This is a genomic window from Paenibacillus sp. FSL R7-0313 (assembly GCF_037969885.1).
Classification (GTDB): domain Bacteria; phylum Bacillota; class Bacilli; order Paenibacillales; family Paenibacillaceae; genus Paenibacillus.
This window is the reverse complement of the sequence record NZ_CP150219.1, coordinates 1882227-1903134: the sequence shown is the minus strand read 5'-3', so window position 1 is coordinate 1903134 and position 20908 is coordinate 1882227. Positions and strand designations below refer to the sequence as shown.

Here is a 20908-nt window from a genome sequence, read left to right as displayed (position 1 = left end):
TCCTTATTCCATCCGTGCTACCAGATCGGTTAATTGGTCAACTGTGAGCCATTCTTTATTTGTGCCAGAGTTGTATTCGAAACCTGCCGGAACTTTTTTACCCCCAGGAATATAGTTGCTTTCGTCATAAATCCACCAATCCATATTCGGATATATGACGAAGAAATCTTCATACTCATAGGTAAAAGCTGAATCTTCTGACGTGATCATAACTTCGTGCATTTTTTCTCCCTCGCGAATTCCCACCTGTTGTAATTCAAGAGATGGAGCCATAGCTTTCGCTAAATCTGTGATTCTAAAAGAAGGGATCTTTGAAATGTAAGTTTCTCCACCACGGGAATTCGCCAAAGCATTCATTACAAGCTCAACGCCTTGGTCTAAACTAATCCAAAAACGCGTCATCTGAAAATCAGTAATCGGGAGATTCGAGACTCCTTTACTCAATAATTCTTTGAAATATGGAATGACGGATCCTCGACTTCCTGCAACGTTTCCATAACGTACAACCGAGAAAGAACTTTTGGTCCCTCCTGTGTAAGCATTCGCAGAAATGAAAAGTTTGTCAGAAACCAGTTTTGTACCACCATACAAGTTTATAGGGTTTACTGCTTTATCCGTTGAGAGTGCAACAACCTTCTTCACATTGCGATCCAAAGCCGCATCAATGACATTCGTTGCGCCATTAATATTCGTTTTAATTGCTTCAATCGGGTTGTACTCACATGCCGGAACCTGCTTCATAGCAGCTGCATGAACAACATAGTCTACTCCGTCAAATGCTCGCATAAGACGATCAGAGTCCCTAACATCACCGATGAAAAATCTTAGGACATCTGTATATTCCTTAAACTTACTCTTCATTAAGAACTGTTTATACTCGTCCCGGGAGAAAATTATAATTTTTTTCGGTTTGTAATTATTTAATAGATACTCAGTGAAATATTGACCGAAGGTTCCCGTTCCTCCAGTTATCAGTACTACTTTATCATTAAGCATGGTATCACCCTAACTATATTGTTTTAGATACGAAATAATTTATGGAACAATCCACAAGCTTCATATATATTTTCGACTTCAAAAAGAGATGCATCTAACACAAGTGAGCTATCCTGTTGAATCCCTCGACTGTATCGTTTTTCAATAGACTCAACATAACTCAAACCTTTAAAGTCGGGGTTGCCCGAATAGGTTTCTTTGAACCACTGCCTGAAACTTTCGTCTCCAAGGGCTTTTGAGGAAACTTCATATTCATTAATTCTTTCTTGAAGACTGGGATCTGTCGCCGAAAGAGCTTCAACACACGATGAATACGCTAGCTTCCAGTTTAGTCGATCTAAATTAAATTTTGGATCGATCCTCTTCTGACATATTTTAGCAAACTGATTGAACAACAACCATTTATCAGAGAACCCTCGCAGGGGAAGTATTTTAGTATTATAAATTCTATTAGTAGCAAATTGATTGTTTTTTTCCTTATACTCCCTTATTGCATCACTGGACTTGAGCATTTTTGAGGTTTGAATACCAGCACTATGTGAAGACATACCTGCAATTGTTATCGGATGTTTTATATAAAGTACACGTTCGTTCAATGCATAGTTTATCAAACCCATGTAGATATCTTGTGAATCACCGTCAAGAAATTTTCCTGTTTTCTCAATTATTTTGTGTATATAGCTTCGTCGAAACCCTGAATTTATGTAACCCATTGGAAGAGAATACATGGAAACTTCTAAATTCAGAATAGCCTGAAGAGAGTCATTGCAGTTAATATATCCAGCCTCTAAGTGCTCCGGTTGATAAGAACATGTTGGAATAACAAATTGATCATCCTGTCCATTACCTACACCAGGCCAAAAATATAACAATCTATCCCAAAGGATTACATCTTCATTTGGGAAATACTTGAGTATGTTCCTCAGCCTCTCCACACCATGATGTAGCACCCCATCGTCGGATCCTATAGAGAAAATGAACTCACCCTTCGTTTGACAATAAGCAAACTCAAAGCTCTCTTTTAGTAGCAGTTCTCGATCAGGACGGTAGTATTTAATACGTGGATCATCTAAGCGCTGAATAAGGTGTAGAGTGTCATCGTTATCAAGAGAACTGTTATCACTAATAACAACTTCAAAATCATTCCCTTGATCGTAGAGGCATGTTTTGAGTGTATGTTCCAATGTTTGCGCATTGTTACGGGTTGGAATCACAATGCTTATTAGTAAAGAGGGTGCACTCCAATCTTTAGAAACACTAACATTGTAGAGCTTATTTAAAGTATTATAGTAATCACCAAAAAAACTATAGGATAATACATCTTTCACTTCACGATCTGCAGGAGCAAATACAATCTCGAAACGATTACCTATGCCATCAACAGTATCAACGTCCTCAATCCTATCAAGTAATATTGAATTGCAAATGATACTACAGTGCTGATGGATACTACGTTCATCAGTAATTTTCTTAATAATATAAGGTGTAGTATCGAAAATATTATTTTTCGATTGAAACATCAGTGGCCGGATGAGATGAACACCATCTTTGTTCTCTATATTTTCGAAGATAATTTTCATGAAATCGCTCAACTCAGGTTGAAGAGAATCGTGAAGTTCAACTTCAATAGGATCAGAAAGATAAAAAATTCGGTTGTCCCACATCCTTAAGATAAAAGTTAGCAACATAAATACTATGTCTTCCCCAAAAGGTTTCTCAGTTATAAGGACAAAGTCTTGGTCCGTCGCAGTTCTGAAGCTATTGAAAACAATATAAATCTTCGAAATTTGCTTCATCTTATTTTCAATATCAGCTATTATACTTTTAATATCTTCTGAAGAATTATCTGCATAACGACAGTAAGCAGCGAAGCAAATGGCGCTTCCCACAAAAAGTTCATTTTCGAAGTAAATATAACCTAAATTGTAATATAGATCACTACACTCCGGATATCTGGATAGACCATCTATCAAAGTATCTTCTGCATCTTTGAGCTGTCCCATACTTAAGAGAAGTATAGCTTTAGCACTAATAAATTCTGGATCAGAAAACATAATTTCATCAAGAGATCTCATAATTTCAAGAGCAAACTCTAAATTTCCAGCCTCTATATATCCTTTCATTTGTACCACAGCATTTTCAGGATTCATTATTTCAGCTCCGCTCAATCGTAAGTAAGTTAATATAGGTTAGCAAAATTTCCATAGGTCTGGTATCTTCTCATACCAATACCTCTTAACAGGTCTAATAAGTTATATCGGCAATGTTCATTATAAACTTTACAAGGTACGGGTAGTTAAACCAAGAGGATAAATAATTTCAACTTGTTGAATCTGTTTTCAAATTGTCTTCGTAAAAAATGCTCACCTTTTTGAATTAAAAATCCATATAATAAACTCCGTTATTTGTGGCTCAAAACCTTCATCAATCATGATTAATACGAGAATTATCCAAGTCAGCACTTGACACAACTTGTGCCCAAAGACTGTCAACCACTAATTATGAGGTAGAACTTTTATTGTTAACTATAAAATTGTTTTGCTCTAACCAAACTCGTCGCTTTAGCTCTTATTATATATTTCGGTGTAATCCTCAATTTTTGTTAGCAATTTCACTAATAAAGAAAATTGAAAATATACCCATTTAAATATCAATCAAGTCCTTATTTAGTAGTCTAAAAAGTGCATATTTCGAGCTAGAAACAGACGAACATCTGTTAACCTTGCAGTGTTGAAAGCAAGCTTTACAGTTTATCAACGACAAAGACCCTTACACTGCTAATGAACAGCGAGGGTCTTTATCGTAATCTATAGTCTATTTTTACTACTTCCGTTTATCCATTAGATAGCTCTCTGATCCATACTTAGTTTCATATACACTCCGTTGTGTCTTCGCCGTATTTCTCAGGAGCAACCATTCTTGCGCTTCGTTTTTGAGCGAAGAAATACATTCCTCTATTTTCGCATCATATGTCAAAATACTTCTAATTTCTTCTTTTTGGCTATTAGTCATCCCTTGAACAGCAAAAATCCCCTGTAACTGTTGTACTAATAATTGACGCTCATTGATAAAGGTTTCTACATTCTCAGGAGTCTTACTTCCTATTTCATAGCTAAACTTCTGGGTCAATTCAACAAGTTGGCTGAGAACAACATCCATCTCATCCTTATTATTATTCATTTAGCAGAGTTCCTTGGGCTTGTTTACTAGCAACAGCCCAAGTTTCCCGCAGTTCCTGCAAGTATCCCAAAACCTCTTCCCCGTGCCTAACATCTTTTTTGATATTCGTTTGAATCAGTAAATAATTCATATATTCATACAGTGAAAATAAATTTTCAGCTACAGGATAGGTTCGATTTAAGGTAGACATCAACTCACTAATAATAGTTTGAGCTTTACTCAGGTTGACATTGGCTTTGAAGTAATCTCTAGTTTCAATTCCCTCCAAACCGATTTTTGTAAACCGGATGGCTCCATCATATAGCATAATAACCAACTGTCCAGGCGTAGAGGTTTGTACCGAGGATTGTTTATATTTCTCATAAGGAGATGTAATCATATGGAATTATTCCTCCTTTAATTATTGAAAGTAACTTGATAAACTCGACGACTGTGATTGGAACTGGTTCATCGCTTTTTCCATGGCAGCAAACTGCTTATAATACCGAGTTTCCCAAGCTGTCATTTTTCTTTCCAGATCAGTAATTCTTTTGTTGTAATTCTTTAATTGCTCACCCATGATACTTTCAGTCTTCAATGTCATGCTGGCGTCAGCATCTCTATTGGAAGTACCTACCTTTTTCACAAAAAGGTCTAATGTTGAATTTAACTCAGTTCTCAATCCACTAAAGATCCCTTTTCCATCGATATCCGAAATGGAGCCACGGAAAATACTCAAAACTTTATCTGGATTGCTTGACAGTGCATCATTAAGTTTGGCTTCATCTATTTGCAACTTACCTTTTTCATAATATTGCCCTGTTGTTATTCCCGCTTCACTCAAACCCTTTAAGTTACTAGTAATTAAAGTTCTCATTGAAGCTACTGCCGAGCTTAAAATAGTGTCATTTTTTAAAAGTCCACTTTTAGCTCTCTCTTCCCAGTTCTTAATGTCATCTTCTGTCATATCTTTCTTTTGTTCTGATGTCAGCGGAGCATAATCTCTATACTTTTGTTCTGATAATTTAGAGTTCATTAACCCCAATAATTCGTTGTATGTGTCAACAAATGATTTGATTGTTTCTATAGCTTTAGATGGGTCAGACTGTGTAGTAATTTTGGAAGGAGTTCCAGACGTCTCTTCCAGAAAGGTCAATTTAACGCCATTTACTGTTAGTGTATCGCTATCAGTGTCGAAAAGCTTACGAGTGGGATCTAAAGCACTAGTAACATAAACCTTACCTTTTGTAAAATTAAGAGTACCCCCTTCACCAAACTTTTTCCCGTTACCTAATGGATCTGCAGTAGTATCAGAGAAATTGAGTACTGAGAAAAGAGAACTGGATGTAGACTCGTTAACAACCGTTTCTTCACCTGTATCTGGATCGGCAACCTTTTTTTCGCCCAAATCCGTGATCGTTTTGCCAAACTCTTTACTAGTAATTGTGAATTTACCGCTTACCTCATCAAAAGCTGCGGTTACTGTAGGAATTGAAGAGTTAATACGTGCAACCACAGTGGATATTGAATCCCCTTTTAAAAATTGAACTGTTTTCCCATTTATATTAAGGTCAAACTCATTTTGTCCTGCATTACCTGATAACTCCCCCAACGTAGTGCTTGACTTCGCATTATCGCCACCCGTTGTAAGCAAGCCCGAATTGCTCTGTATACCAGATTTTTTGGCGAGTGACTCCACTTCAACAGTCAAACCTACAGTGCTAGCATCCGCGTTTGCTTCTGCTCTAACTGCTGTTGTATTACCACTGACCGTTGATTTTTGAGTATTTGTTGCTTTAGACATATTCATATCTGCAAGTTTTTGAGTAAACTGAACGATTTTGCTGTTTAACTCCCTGTAGCTGTTTCTTGTCCAATCGAGAATTTGTTTTTGTTGATTCAATTTATCCAGCGGAACTCTCTTCACTGTCATCATTGATTTAACCATACTATCGATATCCATTCCTGAAAAACCATTAATACGCATATTCATCTACTCAACCCCCTATACCTTTTCATCTATTATAATTCCGGCTATTTCCATCATCTTTGCAACTAGATCCAATGTTTTTTCTGGAGGAATCTCACGAATCAGTTCACCAGTTTCCTTGTTAAGCACCTTCACCAAAATTTGATGAGTCTTCTCATGAACACTCATCTCCAGAGTAGTTGTAGGTCCCTGTAGAGCTTTCACAGCCCGATCAATTGCTTTAATGAGATGTTCGTCTCCAAAAGGAATGCTAACCCCTTGTTGCTCAAGCTTAGATAAATCCACTCCATTCTTGACTGCTTGCAAAAGTTTACTACTTGAATTTATTGTTATATCGCTTGGCTGACTTACTGAACCTGACGTACCATTCACCATATTCGTTGAAAGTGAAAATTGTAGATTCATCGTTCATCCTCCGATGGAATTATTTAATATATATATCGGCTAAACAAGTTTTAAAATTTATAGACAAAGTTTAAAATGAGTGAGTTAAAGTGGAATTATCACTTATACTCTAGTGTCCAGATACATTTCAAAATTCAACCCTTCAAGCTAAATAATTCAATTTAGTAAAGAGTAAGTAAACAAGAAAATTTAAAGACATCATTTGACCTCTACTCAAATTTCATAATGAGAGGAAGACTTAATACTAGATACGTATCTAATTTAACCAAAAAGCATTACTTGCTATAAGACACACATTAGAAATTTTTATGTGGCTCATTTTAAACGAATTAGGTTTCATTCAAGGAAAACTCAATCAGTTTCTCTCTTTCATCCAGTTAACCATAGGAAACTTATTCATTAGTTCAAGTTTAAGTGTTGCCGAACTTTCATAATTTCCCATTGCTTTATGCAGCATATAATTTCTCTCATATGAACTATACTGTGGCTCTAGTTTTAAAAGTTTTGTATAGAACAGTTGGGCATCTTCAAAATAGTTATTTCTATAGCAAATATCCCCCAGTAATCGAACAAGTACTACATTATTTGAGTTTATCTTGAACATTGAAACCAATATATCAATTGCCAACTCGTCAAATCTATAATCGCTTAATAACTTACCTATTTTAAGTCTTAATACAGCCTTATTTTCAATCATTGTTTCAGCAAGCACCTGAAACTGTTCGAATTCTTGTAAGATAATCATTTGACGACAAGTTTCTAGTAATAATTCCTCAACCCTCGGAGTTAACATGAATTTGCTACCTTGATTGCAGATTACTTTTTCCAGGTACACCCTTTCTTTATCACTGAAATTCAGGATTTTTTGGATATTAGACAACTTACTCGCATCTTTAAGCAAAAATGCTAACAATAACAAATCTCGCCCATTCTCCTCTTCTATTATTTCTATATCAGAACATAACAAGTTAGCCTCTGTGTAGTGCTTACTGTAGATTTTTGAAGCGGCGAGAACATTAGGTTGCACCGTTATATTATATGTTGAAAGATAATAGTCTAACAGTGGACTTCGCACACCATACATAGTATCTAACAGCTGTTGTAGATCCCCTACACTTTTTATCGTATAAAATTGTTGAATTTCATTTTTTATTATTTCTGAACTCATATTCAATTTAAGTGTAAGGTTTAAGTAGCGCTGGATAGCTGGGATAAAATTCACCTTTGAATTCAATACTATATTTAACTCTCTATAACTATCTTCTAAGCGTCCGGTATCCTCATATAGTTCTGATAACCTCATATGAGCCATGTAACCACCACTACCTTCCGTAATAAGAGAACCCTGATCTCCCAGTTCTATACACTTACGGAAACAATCCTCAGCATCCAGATGATACTCAGCTTTCTGGTACAGCATCCCTAAAATATATCTCATTTCAGTTTCTTTCGGAAACATTACGATAGCATCATTTAGTATAGACAGAGCTGGTTCCATAAGGTTAGTTTCTGCTAACGAATAAGCGAGTTTAGTGAGCAGCTCTGGAAGGAACATTCTATTTTTGCTTATGGGATAAGCTTGTTTAAAATAATCTATTGCTTTAGTATACTCTTTTATAGCAAAATAGGTCTTACCCATATTGTAAAGATTATAAGCTGTTGGATTTTCTGCTACTTCAAGTTCCATAATAGGCAAATTCCGTTTATGCTTATCTTTTTCGAGCATCTTATCATCGGTATACCCAATATGGTTAATTAAAAAATTTGACTCCCCCTTGCTATATTCTATCCCACTGTGTATGTTCAAATGTTCATGTAATCTATTCTCATATCTTAACGATATATGATTTTTAAACATCCTGATCGCTCTAAAAATGAAATTTCGATTCAAAGAGATTTCATTCTTTATTCCGAATAAATAATAATCATAGTTTTTTTTTATATCTTCCTGTAAATTCACTCCTTCTTCTAAATATTCATCTGCATCCAAAATTAATATATAGTCAGAATTTGCATATTTCAATGACTCATTTCTCGCTGCAGAAAAATCACTAATCCAGTCGAAATAATATATTTTATCAGTATACTTTTTTGCAACGTCAAGAGTTTTATCAGTTGACCCCGTATCTACTATAATAATTTCATCAACGATACCTTGGACACTTTCAAGACATTTACTCAGTACTTTTTCTTCATTTTTGACAATCATACATAAAGATATAGTTTTACTCATGGTTGTCCTCTCATCTCTAATAGTCTTATACTATATGTCGGAGAATAGTTTACCTTTTGTTAGATCAATAAGATTCAAATTATTTGAAGTTACATTGAGTAAAACAAAAAAACTGCCAAGAAAACCTGGCAGTTTTTTTGTTTTGATATTTACGAAGATTAACGAAGCAATTGCAGAACAGCTTGTGGCTGTTGGTTTGCTTGTGCCAACATTGCTTGGGACGCTTGAGCCAAGATGTTGTTTTTCGTTTGATTCATCATTTCTTTAGCCATGTCTACGTCACGAATACGTGATTCAGCTGCAGACAAGTTCTCGGAAGTTGTTCCCAAGTTGTTGATTGTATGCTCCAAACGGTTTTGATAAGCACCCAACTTCGCACGCTCAGCGGATACTGTTTCGATTGCATCATTGATAGTTGTAATCGCTGCATCTGCAGAAGCTTGACTAGAAATACTGATACCATCATTTGCAACAGCTGCATTGCCAGCTGAAGCAGCTGCATTAGAGCCGTTAGCTCCAGTTACGCCCAATGTATCAGCATCCATAGCTTTAATTGTGAGGGAGATATTTTGTCCTGCATTTGCACCAATATGGAATGTCAAGTCCGCTGCACTTGTAACGCCTGAAGAAGTACTTGCAGATCCATCCAACAATTTCTTCGTATTGAACTCAGTTGTGTTGGAGATACGAGTGATCTCTTTAGCCAACTCATCAACTTCGTTTTGAAGAGCTTCACGGTCTTTATCTGTGTTCGTGTCATTGGAAGATTGAACTGCCAATTCACGCATACGTTGCAGGATGGAGTGAGTTTCGTTCAAAGCACCCTCAGCTGTTTGGATCAAGGAAATGCTGTCTTGACCGTTTTTAGTAGCCATATCCAAACCGCGGATTTGACCGCGCATTTTTTCGGAAATTGCCAAACCTGCAGCATCGTCACCAGCGCGGTTGATACGCAGACCGGAAGACAATTTTTCGATAGCCTTGTTTGTGTTAGTTGTGTTTGCACCCAGTTGACGGTGAGTGTTCATTGCAGCAATATTGTGGTTGATAATCATTAGAAATTTCCTCCCTGAAAATAAGTTAGTTCCACATCCTTGTGGTAAACGCCGCGACATTAAGGTCGGCCGCCCTGCCGAAGCAGCGTCTAAACTATATATCGACAGGAAGAGAAGAACTGTTAATAGTAAATTGGAATATTTTTATTTTTTTTTGTTTTCAATGCCTTGAAGCAATTCCATAAAAGCAGCGACACTAGGAGCATCGGGTTTTGCAGACTCTCGATTAGCCTCCTGAATAGATGCATATACCTCTTTCCGAAAGATATCAATGTGCTTGGGGGCGGAAATACCAATCCGTACTGTATCACCTTCCACGGCCAATACAGTTACCTCAATGTTATCTTGAATGATAATAGATTCTCCCTTTTTACGTGACAATACTAACATTTCAGACCCCCTCCTTCGCCGAAGTCGCTTCTTCTGTCCATATGAGATGTTTAGTCACATAACCTGTTTGCTGGAGAACTACTTGCTTGCCTACCCGATGTGCAGGATTAATTATAACTGGGGCCAAGAGATTCATCGTTGATTTTGTCACATCTGAATGTATAGTGACTATGGAGTAAACAGCTACGTCTTCTTCAATTTTAAGTTCTTCTTTATCTTCTTCACTTAGTTCAAAACTATAATCATGCTTAAACTCAAAAGGATTGACTACCAAGAAAGACAACTCTTTCTCCGTTAATGATTGTAAGTAACTAAATGGCGTGTCTTCCCAAGGGATTAGTGCAAAACTAGTTTCGTTTTCAAAACCAGGTAAACCTCTTGGAAATTGATATGTGCTGTTTTCATCGACTTCAATTTTACCCCACGTACTTGTCTCAATAAAAATAATAAACGCCTCCTTGGCGATGATTTTATAGAAAAAAGCTATAGCGGGGTATTATAACCGTCTATAGCTCTACATTATATATTATAATCCCATATCAATCGTAGGCGGAGTGTATTGTATGGAAGCATATTGCTGCACATAAATATCCAACTTACCACGTTGATATTCAATCTCTGGCTTGTTCACAATTACATTCATCTCGGATTCCGCTGCTTCAAAGCGAATGTCCGGTGCTTGCGTAAACACACGTACATCCACATTATCAGAGGAAGCTGCCGTGCGTGTCTCCGGGAACGGCTTAGCTTGCCAATTGGTTCCTACAATATTGGCAATTGTATTGCCTGGTTTGTGGATGGCTGCCATATCATTCCCTTGTTGCACACGTTCAGCCATATTCTGCATGAATAATTGCTGAATACCCGAATATATTCGGGCATTCATATCAATCATATTCCCACCATGATAGGCAGAAAAAGCCTTGGACTGATCCACATTCAGCTCTATTGCATGGCTTTGCACCGTTAATTTACTAGGCTTGGTATGGAGTTGGACCTCCGCCTTCGGCTGACGAATCGAATACTGACCAATGTCCGCATCGATATGTAATAGCGTGGGCGTTGTGTGTATTTGTACCACTGGAAGAGTATTCATCAGATGATCTCTCCTTTGTTATCTAAGAAAATCAACTAATGACTGAGATATAATTTTAGCACCAGCAGAAAGTGAAGCATTATATATGTTTTCCTGGATTTTAGACTTGATTGATAACTCAGCGTAATCTGCATCCTCAACCTTTGCTTGCAAATCCGTTAAGTTCACTTCAAGATCACTTAAACGACCTTGCATAAGTTCTACGCGATTGGTTTTCGCCCCAATTTCTGCACGGATAGCGAGTATCTTGTTTGTTCGAGTATCAATGTTTGCAAGCTGATTAGACAATTCCTTTTGATTCCCGCTGGCAAGTGCCTGACTAATCGTATTAAAGATTACGAATAGATTATCAGCTTCCGCAGTATCACCAAATACTTCATTACCGGTCACGTTAATTGGTAATTGGATACTCTCACCCACGATAAAATTAATTTTACCGGAATCAGTAACAACGGAAGCAGCATTCGTTGTATCAAACGAACCGTCAGCATTGGTAGGAAAGTCATAAGGTTTAACATCGTAGGTTTCACCATTGAATACATACTTCCCATTCAACGTGCTGTTTGAAATATCAACAAGTTGTGCTTTTAATTGCTTCACTTCTTCATTGATACTATCTAGTGCAGATTGCGGGTTAGTCCCCGTAGCTGCCTGCACCGTCAGTTCTCTCAACCGCTGAACTACGCTGCCTGCTTGATCCATAACGGTATCATTAAAATCCAACCATGATACCGCGCTATCCACATTTTTTTGATACTGCTCATTGGAAGATAGCTCTGCACGATAACGAAGGGAGTACGTAATCCCTACCGGATCGTCAGACGGTTTGTTGATCTTCCGTCCCGTTGCCAATTGAGTTTGTGTATTGTTCATCTGTTGTGCATTCCGGTTCAGGTTAAGAATCAATTGCGAGCTCAACATATTATTCGTAATTCTCATCGTCTGTTATGTCACTCCTTCCTTAATTATCTGCCAACCATACCGGTAGAATTAATCAGTTTATCAAGCAATTGATCATATGTGGTCATAAAACGTGCAGAGGCACTATAAGCATGCTGGAATTTGATCATATTGGCCATCTCTTCATCCAGCGATACACCGCTAACGGACTGACGTCTAGTGTCTACTTGCTCTACCAAAAATTCCGAGTTTGATGTCTGACGAGCAGCTTCCTGAGATTGAACACCCAACTGTCCAACGATTGCACTAAACTGAGCACCAATCGTTGCATTCCGCAATCCATCAACAGATTTCATTGGAGTATCCTTCAAATTAGCCAGTAGATTAGCTAGTGTATTGTTACCTTTAATCACACTTTCTGCTCCTGAAGAATCCGTAGTAGTTCGGAGGGAGGTTGCGATCTTATTCGGATCAGCCAAGATTTCGGCATTCAATGAAATATTGCCAGCTGTGATGGCTGTTCCACCACCTGCTGCTGTAAAGAAAGGTAATCCTGGCGAATTCGTTCCGTCCATACTGTATCCAAGCTGATGCAATCCGTTTAGGCCTTTGACTGTAACCTTCAGATCAGTTGCCAGTGTCCGTGCTGCACCTGTGTATGTAACACCATCCAGGACAGTATTGTCCGGCAAGACAGAGCCCGCAGGAAGAGTGATCTCAATATCCCCATTGGCAAGGGTATTAGCTAAGTCATCCATTTGTTTCTGATAATCAGTGACCAAAGTGTCTCTAGACTTAATCATGCCGTGGACCTCACCGTTGGTGAGCGTGCCAGCTGTATACGCAGCATTCAGAAAAGCAGGATCTACCGCTACTTGTACCGCCCCGCCAGTGACGAGTGCCTGTCCATTCATCTGAACCTGGTATCCTTGCGGAGAATCCGTAACGGTAACGTTCATGATTTTGGACAGCTTGTCTGTCATCAGATCACGTTGGTCACGTAAATCGTTGGCATTGTCGCCAAGAGATTCAACTTTTACAATGGCACTATTAAGGTTCGCAATATTACCAAGGTAGCCTTGAATTTCATTGCTTTTCACAGCAATATTACTGTCCAAATCCTGACTGAGTGCATCCAGCTGGCGGCTAATCTGGTTCATCGCATCGGTCAGAGCCAACGTCGTTTCTTTTACGATCCGCCGTGCTGTAACATCCTCAGGATTTTTACTCAGGTCTGACCATGATTTGTAGAAATTATCCATAACGGTTCGAAACCCGGTGTCCGATGGTTCGTTTACAATAGCTTCAAGTTTCTCAAGTGTATCTCGTTGAATGGACCAACTCCCAAAGTTGGTATTTTCATTGCGATACTGGTCATCCAGAAATTTCTCACGCACACGTGTAATAGAGTCGAATTCTACCCCTGTACCAAGCTGTCCTGGTGTTGTGCTATGCAGAAATGCGAACGGCTCCATTGGAATAGATGCCTGCATGTTTACCTTTTGTCGTGAGTAGCCTTCCGTGTTGGCATTAGCTATGTTATGGCCTGTTGTGCTAAGAGCTGTCGTCTGTGTGAACAAACTGCGTTTAGCCGTTTCGATTGAATGAAATGTAGATGTCACCTGGTTTCCCCCTAATTAATCAGGCACGCGTGTCAAACAGACCGATTCGCCCTGGATTACCGTTCTTATCAGCAGGATGCTGATATGTGGCATCCTGTTCTGGTCGAGAAGCGAAGATGTCCATTGAGAGATCAATAAACATCAAGGATTGCTCGATCAGCATTTGATTCAGTTGATTAATCTCTTTTAATTCATGCAGTGTTCCCGCCAGCTTTTTCTGGACTTCAAGCAATCGCAGTTTGTCAGCCGGATCAAAAATCAGCTTCGAGATCTCAGTAATATTCAGGTTCAGCATAGATTTGATTCCACGCTCCTGTAGCAGTTCGTGTACTGCACTCTGCCGTTCGATCTCCAATGGCTCCTGTTGTTTCATGAAACGAGATTCTTTGTTGAGGAGGGCAATGAGTTCATCTACATCATTTTTGACAATGACCTGTCTCTTGACCTCACTGAGTGCCAGCATATCGCGGTGACTTTGTTCCATTTGCTGCAAAATTGCAATCAATCTGTCCAGTGCTGCCATTACGTGATCACCTATTCCTTATCAAAAGACTTAAAATACGGTAGCAGCTTGTCAGCAAGCTTGCTACTATCTACCTGATACGTTCCCGAACTCACCTGTTCTTTGAGTTCCTGTATCCGTTGTATGCGTCCTGCATCCTGTGTACGACTTTGTTCCTCAAGCATCTTCATCGCCTCCGGAGAAATGGATACTTCGTCCTTACGGCGGCTCTTCTTGGCATCAGCCTGCTGATTGGATTCAACGTTCCTTTGATATGAATTGATGGCGCCAATTCTACTCGGTTCATTGATTTTCATTCAAAATACACTTCCTTCCATGATTAGGAGTTTATGTTGATATACGTTTTTCTTACTTTAATCTTTATGTTGTCAAAATGATTAGGATAATAAAAAAAACCGATAATCTTTAATAAGTTTATCGGTACGTTTCAAAACATTTGTTATAGCAAAACATGTATTTGAGCCCTCGCTCCTATTAATCGCGTAGTTTGTCGACAGCATTGTAGGTTCGTCCGCCTATATTGCCGTTATCCTTCTGACCTACTTCACGAGCTGCTCCTGCCAAGTCTTTCGTTAAACGATTACGGCAAGAGTCGCACATATGACCTTCACGAATCAATGTTCCGCATACTTCACAAGGATACATCATATTTGGGGCATTCTCGATGGAAATTCGTCCCTCACGGATGAACTTGGTAATGTTTTTAATTGAAACTTCTGTTGCATCGGATAGCTCCTGTATGTTGGTGCCCTTGTTTTCGCGCAAATAATCTACACAGATCTGATATTCCTTCTCTATTTCCTTAATACAGTTTGAACATACATCTCGAAAATTCAACGCATATAATTTACCACAGCGAGGACAATTACCTAGATTCATCGCTAAAACGCCCCTCTCAAACTTCCATTTCCGAATAGATAATAACTATACATTACCTTATTTTCTCTGATGAAGCCATAGTCTATTTACAAAACAAAAAAGGGGAACAGGATGCACATATATGCAACCCCGCTCCTCCTTATACATTACTAATTCAATGTTCTAATACTTAGTACAGAAGACCATATGCTTGTGTTCTGATCGTTGAATGCCCGAATGCGATATTTATGCGAACTGGACGGTAACAGGTCAGAATGAATAAACGTTGCATCACTGACAGTCGCCACAATTTGCCCATCTGCTTCAATTTCGTAAGACGAAGCACTCCCAACCGCGTCCCAAGTCAGAATAACGTTTGTTCTGTCCGAAGTTCCCTTCAGCACAGGTGTAGTTAATTGAGTCATTCCACTTATACTCTCACTCCAAGCTCCTGCACCAGAAGCATTTTTAGCACGAATTCGGAAGGTATGTTCCGTATTTGGTGCAAGTCCGCTCTTCGTATAAGCAACTCCACTCACGGCAACCACCGTACCATCAATCTCCAGATCATACCCTGTAGCTCCAGTTACAGCAGTCCATCTCAGCGCGATAGCCGCTGTAGTTGCAGAGTTAATACTTAAACCTGAGACACTGGCAGGTAACGTAGTTTGGGACAATATTGCTGTCCATGCACTCACATTAGTGTCGGTCAGGGCACGAATACGGTATTTATGCGCCGTCCCACCAAGTAATCCATTATGGACATACAAGGGATCACTCACCGTAGCAACCAATATGCCATCTGCCTCAATCTCATATTTTGTTGCACCAACAACTTCATTCCATGTTAGCGTAACTGCCGTTTCTTCAGGTACAGCTTTCAGCGTTGTTAGTACATTTAATTGGGTCGAAGCGGTTACAAACTCACTCCAGCTACCCATGCCAGCAGCATTTTTCGCACGAATACGGAAGGTGTGATCTGTATTGGCTAGAAGTGCTGTTTTGGTATAAGCCAGAGCCGTTACAGCGACTATTTTACCGTCAATTTCCAGATCATATCCTATTGCTCCCGTAACTGCATTCCATTTCATAGCAATGGCTACTGTTGTTGCAGAATTCATGCTCAATCCGGTCACAATGCCCGGGAAAGTGTTTTGAGTCAAGACCGTAGACCAAGCGCTACTGTTCTTATCCGTTAATGCACGCACACGATACGTGTGCGATGTTCCTGCAAGCAAATTACTATGAACATATGAGGGATCGGTTACTGTAGAAACAATTGTTCCATCTGCCTCAATTTCATATTTGGTTGCATCTTTAATATCAAGCCAATTCAAAGTAATAGCTGTTTCCTCTGATGTTGCTTTCAGAGCAGGTGTGGTTAACTGGGTGGTAACACCTGTTATATCGCCCCAAGCCCCAGCACCAGCAGCATTCTTGGAACGAATACGGAATGTATGATCCGTGTTGGCGATAAGTCCCGTTTTGGTGTAAACCACTCCACTAACAGGTACCACCGTGCCATCAATTTCAAGGTCATATCCTGTCGCTCCTGAGACTGCGTCCCACTTCAGAGCAACAGCTGTGTTCGTTACGCTTGTTACCGTTAGTCCGGTCACAGAACCAGGCAACGTATTTTGTGTCAAGACCGCAGTCCAAGCTCCAACATTGTTTTCGGTCAGAGCGCGTACGCGGTATTTATGTGCTGTTCCAGCTATAAGATTATTGTGAGTATAAGTAGGCACCTTAACAGTCCCCACTAAGCCTCCGTCCGCTTCAATCTCATATTTGGTTGCATCTTTAACTTCAGGCCATGTCAAGGTGACCGCTTGTTCCTCAGAAGAAGCCTTCAACACAGGTGTGTTCAGTAAAGTTGTGCCATCTACAATCTCACTCCATATGCCTGCACCTGCTGTATTTTTAGAACGAATACGGAACGTGTGATCCGTATTTGTCACAAGCCCACTCTTTGTATAAGCTACTCCCGTTACTGGTACAACTGTACCATCGATCTCAAGATCATATCCTGTTGCTCCCGTTACTGCCGTCCATTTTAAGGCAATGGCTACATTGGAAACAGAGCTAATACTTAAACCAGTAACCGAAGCAGGTATCGTATTTTGCGTCAGCACTGCAGTCCAGGCACCTGTATTAGAGTCCGTCAGTGCACGTACACGATATTTATGCGCCGTTCCTGGAAGCAAACTAGTGTGCACATATTTCGGTTCGCTAATTGTACCAGTAACGACTCCATCTGCTTCAATCTCATACTTGGTTGCATCTGCTACATCTGCCCATGTCAGTGTAATCGCAGTCTCTTCCGAGGAAGCTTTTAGAACAGGGGTATTTAATAACGTTGTACCACTTACCTCATCACTCCATGCTCCGGTCCCTGCCGCATTTTTGGAGCGAACGCGGAACGTATGATCCGTATTAGCCGCAAGTCCGGTCTTGTTGTAGGTTAATCCAGTAGCAGCTACTACCGTGCCATCAATTTCAAGCTCATAACCTGTTGCTCCAGTTACAGCATTCCATTTCAAAGCCATTGTTGTGTTCGTTACAGAGGTAATGCCCAATCCAGTAACTGAACCTGGTAGTGTATTTTGATTTAAGACAGCAGTCCAAGCCCCGTTGTTTGTATCTGTCAGTGCTCGTACACGATACTTATGCGCTGTTCCTGGCTGAAGACTTGAATGCACATATTTCGGCTCATTAACTGTTGCCACAATTGAGCCATCTGCTTCAATCTCATACTTGATCGCATCTGATACATCTGCCCATGTCAATGTAATCGCAGTCTCTTCCGAGGAAGCTTTTAAAACAGGGGTATTCAACAATGTCGTACCATCAATGAGATCACTCCATGCTCCGGCACCTGCCGTATTTTTGGAGCGCACGCGGAACGTATGATTCGTATTGGCTGCAAGACCTGTCTTGTTGTATGTTAATCCACTTACAGCTACTACCGTGCCATCAATCTCCAAGTCGTAACCGGTTGCTCCGGTTACAGCATTCCACTTAAGCGCGATAGCGACATTGGTTGCAGAGGTTACACTCAACCCTGTGACTGAACCCGGTAAAGTATTCTGAGTGAGAAGTGCAGTCCAAGGGCTAACGTTCATCTCCGTCAGGGCTCTTACACGATACTTATGCGTTGTTCCTGGAGTCAAACTTGCGTGCGTATATACTGGTGTCGTAACCGTAGCTACAACAATACCATCTGCCTCCACTTCATATTTGGTTGCATCAGTAACATCTGCCCAAGTTACTGTAATTGCATCTTCTTGGGAAGATGCTTTCAGAACAGGCGTATTGAGTTGAGTCGTGCCACTTACCACGTCACTCCACACACCCACACCTGCCGTATTTTTGGAACGGATACGGAACGTATGGTCCGTATTAGCTGCAAGTCCACTCTTCGTATATGTTAAACCAGTAACTGGAACTACCACTCCATCAATCTCCAAGTCATATCCAGAGCTACCGGTCACTGCACTCCATTTCAAGGAAATTGCAGCATTCGTTGTGGATGCTATATTGAGACCTGATACTATTGCAGGCAATGTACTCTGTGTCAGGACAGCTGTCCAAGCACTTGTGTTATTGTCAGTAGCTACACGAACACGATATTTATGAGAAGTACCTGGTAATATATTTTCGTGTGTGTAGTTTGATTCACTTACATTCGCAACAATTACACCATCTGCTTCAACTTCATATGCAGTAACATCTGGTATGGATGTCCACGTCAATGTGATTGCTGTTTCCTCAGAGGATGCCTTCAATACAGGCAAATCAAATTGCGTACGACCTGTTACTATTTCGCTCCAGGCTCCTGCACCTGCAACGTTCTTCGAACGAATACGGAAAGTGTGCTCCGTGTTTCCAGCGAGTCCACTCTTCGTATAACTTGTAGCTGTCAAAGAAATCGGGGTGCCGTCAATTTCCAGATCGTAGCCTGTAGCGCCGGTAACCGCATTCCATTTTACCGTAATGGCTGCATTGGAGACTGCACTCACATTCAACCCACTGACAGAGCCGGGCAAGGTATTTTGCGTCACTACTGCTGTCCAAGCACTCGTATTCGTCTCATTGATTGCCCGCACACGATATTTATGCGCTGTGCCTGGTGTCAGATTGGTGTGGTTAAAGATTGGATCTTCTAAACCTGAAGAAACAACTCCATCTGCTTCAATTTCATACGAAGACGCACCTTCAATTGGAGCCCACACAAGCACAACTTCCTCCGCCGTGGCATTAGACTGAACTACAGGTGTGCTCAATTGAGTGGTGCCCATTACTGGATCACTCCAACTTCCTACCCCACCTGAATTTTTGGATCTGATTCTGAAGGTATATTCTGTATTGGCTGCTAGTCCAGTCTTGTTGTATGTTGTTCCTGTTACCGCAACAACCGCCCCATTGATCTCCAGATCATATCCAGTGGCTCCCTTAACAGCAGTCCAAGATAACGACAATTTATTCAATGTAGCATCTGTGATTTTCAAACCATCTGCACGGTTAGGTACTGTCAATTGACTTAGTGGTTTACTCCATGAACTCTCATTGTCAGTTGAGAAAGCTTTCAGCACATAGGTATGTGTTGAATTGGCCTCCAAATCGTCATGCTCATATGAGTTCACATTGCCCAATTCAATAGGTTCTCCTCCGTCAATTCGCAATTGATATCGATCTGCAAATTCAACGGATTTCCAATTCAATGTATTCTTTCCCTCTTCGCCTTTTACGGTTAAGATCGGTTTTTCAAGTAAAGTTCTCAGAGAGACTGGATCACTCCACTCACCTATACCTCTTTGATTACTACCACGTAATCTGTAAGTATAGTTTGTATTATTTCTATAAGGACTACTTGTATAGTTCAGACCATAAAATGGACCTTTAGTTACACCATTTTCTTCAATCTCATACTGAACTGCTTGTTGTGCAGCTGACCAATTAAGGTTGATCGTCGCATCATTCGCAGTGGCTACCAGGCCAGTTGGAATAGCAGGAACCGTCGTAATTGGCTCCTTTGTTCCCGACTCCTTAACAAAGCTGAATGATTCTGCCTTGCGTGTGTAATATGGATTAAGGTTGGATACAAAATCTACCACAGCACCTGTATCCGCACTAATCACCAAACTAAGTTGAGAGGCTTCATAACTTTGTACATATCTGGGTGTTTCCATCCCAAATTCATCGACTCTGGAAATGTCCCAAACACCTACATTCATACCTGATTGTCTATATTCCATGGTACTGTAATATTCCCAAACCTCGGAAAAGTCAACGATAAATGCATTAGTCACTTGCCCAGTATAGGTAGAAGTATACTTACCAAAGGTGACATTCGTCATATCTTCAACAGTTCCTCTAATAGACTGACTTCTTGAGAAGGAATATCCTGTTGCTGAAAAGCTGTATGATCTTACCCAACCCAAATCAACCGGTTTCTGATTCACCATCAGATTTCCATTCTGTTCTGATAATACAAAACGATAATCATTACTGGATGCGATAATTCTATTACTCGTTGCAGCATCTGCACGGTTCCCCCCGTACACGCCAAACTGTCCGAATACCAGCATGAATACTAGTAGACGGACAGTCCATAAGTAAAATCCATTTTTTCTTTTTCCTGCGACCACTTTTGTTCTCCCCTTCAACAGATATGTTGTGCC

At 40.0% G+C, this 20908-nt stretch carries 17 protein-coding genes; all 17 read right to left on the bottom strand.

The features are described 5' to 3' along the window. Window positions 1-3 precede the first annotated feature (3 nt). Window positions 4-996 (bottom strand): UDP-N-acetylglucosamine 4,6-dehydratase (inverting), encoded by a 993-nt coding sequence (gene pseB, locus NSQ38_RS08305; protein WP_339788530.1) that lies wholly within the window; start codon window positions 994-996, stop codon window positions 4-6. 23 nt (window positions 997-1019) lie between these two features. Continuing rightward, window positions 1020-3164 (bottom strand): glycosyltransferase family A protein, encoded by a 2145-nt coding sequence (locus NSQ38_RS08300; protein WP_339788527.1) that lies wholly within the window; start codon window positions 3162-3164, stop codon window positions 1020-1022. 655 nt (window positions 3165-3819) lie between these two features. Continuing rightward, complete coding sequence (locus tag NSQ38_RS08295) at window positions 3820-4176, bottom strand: hypothetical protein (RefSeq protein ID WP_339788524.1); 357 nt, start codon at window positions 4174-4176, stop codon at window positions 3820-3822. Continuing rightward, window positions 4169-4555: a flagellar export chaperone FliS gene (fliS, locus tag NSQ38_RS08290; protein WP_339788521.1), complete on the bottom strand. Its 387-nt coding sequence runs from the start codon at window positions 4553-4555 to the stop codon at window positions 4169-4171. Before fliS ends, NSQ38_RS08295 begins: the two co-directional genes overlap by 8 nt. Window positions 4556-4576: 21 nt before the next feature. Continuing rightward, window positions 4577-6148, bottom strand: coding sequence for a flagellar filament capping protein FliD (fliD, locus tag NSQ38_RS08285; RefSeq protein WP_339788517.1), 1572 nt, complete (start codon window positions 6146-6148; stop codon window positions 4577-4579). A gap of 12 nt (window positions 6149-6160) precedes the next feature. Next, window positions 6161-6550, bottom strand: a complete 390-nt coding sequence (locus NSQ38_RS08280) for a flagellar protein FlaG (RefSeq protein ID WP_339788514.1) — start codon at window positions 6548-6550, stop codon at window positions 6161-6163. A 355-nt stretch (window positions 6551-6905) separates the two neighbouring features. Next, complete coding sequence (locus tag NSQ38_RS08275) at window positions 6906-8783, bottom strand: glycosyltransferase (protein ID WP_339788511.1); 1878 nt, start codon at window positions 8781-8783, stop codon at window positions 6906-6908. Between the two features lie 158 nt (window positions 8784-8941). After that, the gene (gene hag, locus NSQ38_RS08270; RefSeq protein ID WP_339788508.1) at window positions 8942-9838 is read right to left on the bottom strand and encodes a flagellin Hag; all 897 of its coding nucleotides are present in this window, start codon (window positions 9836-9838) and stop codon (window positions 8942-8944) included. 144 nt (window positions 9839-9982) lie between these two features. Further along, the gene (csrA, locus tag NSQ38_RS08265; protein ID WP_024631614.1) at window positions 9983-10228 is read right to left on the bottom strand and encodes a carbon storage regulator CsrA; all 246 of its coding nucleotides are present in this window, start codon (window positions 10226-10228) and stop codon (window positions 9983-9985) included. Between the two features lies 1 nt (window position 10229). Beyond that, the gene (gene fliW / locus NSQ38_RS08260) at window positions 10230-10643 is read right to left on the bottom strand and encodes a flagellar assembly protein FliW (protein ID WP_339790451.1); all 414 of its coding nucleotides are present in this window, start codon (window positions 10641-10643) and stop codon (window positions 10230-10232) included. Between the two features lie 111 nt (window positions 10644-10754). Further along, window positions 10755-11324: a DUF6470 family protein gene (locus NSQ38_RS08255; protein ID WP_047840674.1), complete on the bottom strand. Its 570-nt coding sequence runs from the start codon at window positions 11322-11324 to the stop codon at window positions 10755-10757. An 18-nt stretch (window positions 11325-11342) separates the two neighbouring features. Further along, window positions 11343-12263, bottom strand: coding sequence for a flagellar hook-associated protein FlgL (flgL, locus tag NSQ38_RS08250; RefSeq protein ID WP_339788506.1), 921 nt, complete (start codon window positions 12261-12263; stop codon window positions 11343-11345). A 26-nt stretch (window positions 12264-12289) separates the two neighbouring features. Further along, window positions 12290-13846, bottom strand: a complete 1557-nt coding sequence (flgK, locus tag NSQ38_RS08245) for a flagellar hook-associated protein FlgK (RefSeq protein ID WP_339788500.1) — start codon at window positions 13844-13846, stop codon at window positions 12290-12292. Between the two features lie 19 nt (window positions 13847-13865). Further along, window positions 13866-14369, bottom strand: a complete 504-nt coding sequence (locus NSQ38_RS08240) for a flagellar protein FlgN (protein ID WP_339788497.1) — start codon at window positions 14367-14369, stop codon at window positions 13866-13868. A gap of 11 nt (window positions 14370-14380) precedes the next feature. After that, the gene (gene flgM, locus NSQ38_RS08235) at window positions 14381-14665 is read right to left on the bottom strand and encodes a flagellar biosynthesis anti-sigma factor FlgM (RefSeq protein ID WP_047840678.1); all 285 of its coding nucleotides are present in this window, start codon (window positions 14663-14665) and stop codon (window positions 14381-14383) included. Window positions 14666-14843: 178 nt separating this feature from the next. Next, on the bottom strand, window positions 14844-15248 hold the full coding sequence (locus NSQ38_RS08230; protein ID WP_339788494.1) for a TIGR03826 family flagellar region protein: 405 nt from the start codon (window positions 15246-15248) through the stop codon (window positions 14844-14846). A gap of 149 nt (window positions 15249-15397) precedes the next feature. After that, window positions 15398-20815 (bottom strand): fibronectin type III domain-containing protein, encoded by a 5418-nt coding sequence (locus NSQ38_RS08225; RefSeq protein ID WP_339788491.1) that lies wholly within the window; start codon window positions 20813-20815, stop codon window positions 15398-15400. Window positions 20816-20908: the final 93 nt, after the last annotated feature.

Excerpts from the sequence above, each read along its gene's own strand:
- pseB (WP_339788530.1), bottom strand. The coding sequence starts at position 996 with ATGCTTAATGATAAAGTAGTACTGATAACTGGAGGAACGGGAACCTTC.
- NSQ38_RS08295 (WP_339788524.1), bottom strand. The coding sequence starts at position 4,176 with ATGAATAATAATAAGGATGAGATGGATGTTGTTCTCAGCCAACTTGTT.
- fliS (WP_339788521.1), bottom strand. The coding sequence starts at position 4,555 with ATGATTACATCTCCTTATGAGAAATATAAACAATCCTCGGTACAAACC.
- fliD (WP_339788517.1), bottom strand. The coding sequence starts at position 6,148 with ATGAATATGCGTATTAATGGTTTTTCAGGAATGGATATCGATAGTATG.
- NSQ38_RS08280 (WP_339788514.1), bottom strand. The coding sequence starts at position 6,550 with ATGAATCTACAATTTTCACTTTCAACGAATATGGTGAATGGTACGTCA.
- NSQ38_RS08275 (WP_339788511.1), bottom strand. The coding sequence starts at position 8,783 with ATGAGTAAAACTATATCTTTATGTATGATTGTCAAAAATGAAGAAAAA.
- hag (WP_339788508.1), bottom strand. The coding sequence starts at position 9,838 with ATGATTATCAACCACAATATTGCTGCAATGAACACTCACCGTCAACTG.
- csrA (WP_024631614.1), bottom strand. The coding sequence starts at position 10,228 with ATGTTAGTATTGTCACGTAAAAAGGGAGAATCTATTATCATTCAAGAT.
- NSQ38_RS08255 (WP_047840674.1), bottom strand. The coding sequence starts at position 11,324 with ATGAATACTCTTCCAGTGGTACAAATACACACAACGCCCACGCTATTA.
- flgL (WP_339788506.1), bottom strand. The coding sequence starts at position 12,263 with ATGAGAATTACGAATAATATGTTGAGCTCGCAATTGATTCTTAACCTG.
- NSQ38_RS08240 (WP_339788497.1), bottom strand. The coding sequence starts at position 14,369 with ATGGCAGCACTGGACAGATTGATTGCAATTTTGCAGCAAATGGAACAA.
- flgM (WP_047840678.1), bottom strand. The coding sequence starts at position 14,665 with ATGAAAATCAATGAACCGAGTAGAATTGGCGCCATCAATTCATATCAA.
- NSQ38_RS08230 (WP_339788494.1), bottom strand. The coding sequence starts at position 15,248 with ATGAATCTAGGTAATTGTCCTCGCTGTGGTAAATTATATGCGTTGAAT.
- NSQ38_RS08225 (WP_339788491.1), bottom strand. The coding sequence starts at position 20,815 with ATGCTGGTATTCGGACAGTTTGGCGTGTACGGGGGGAACCGTGCAGAT.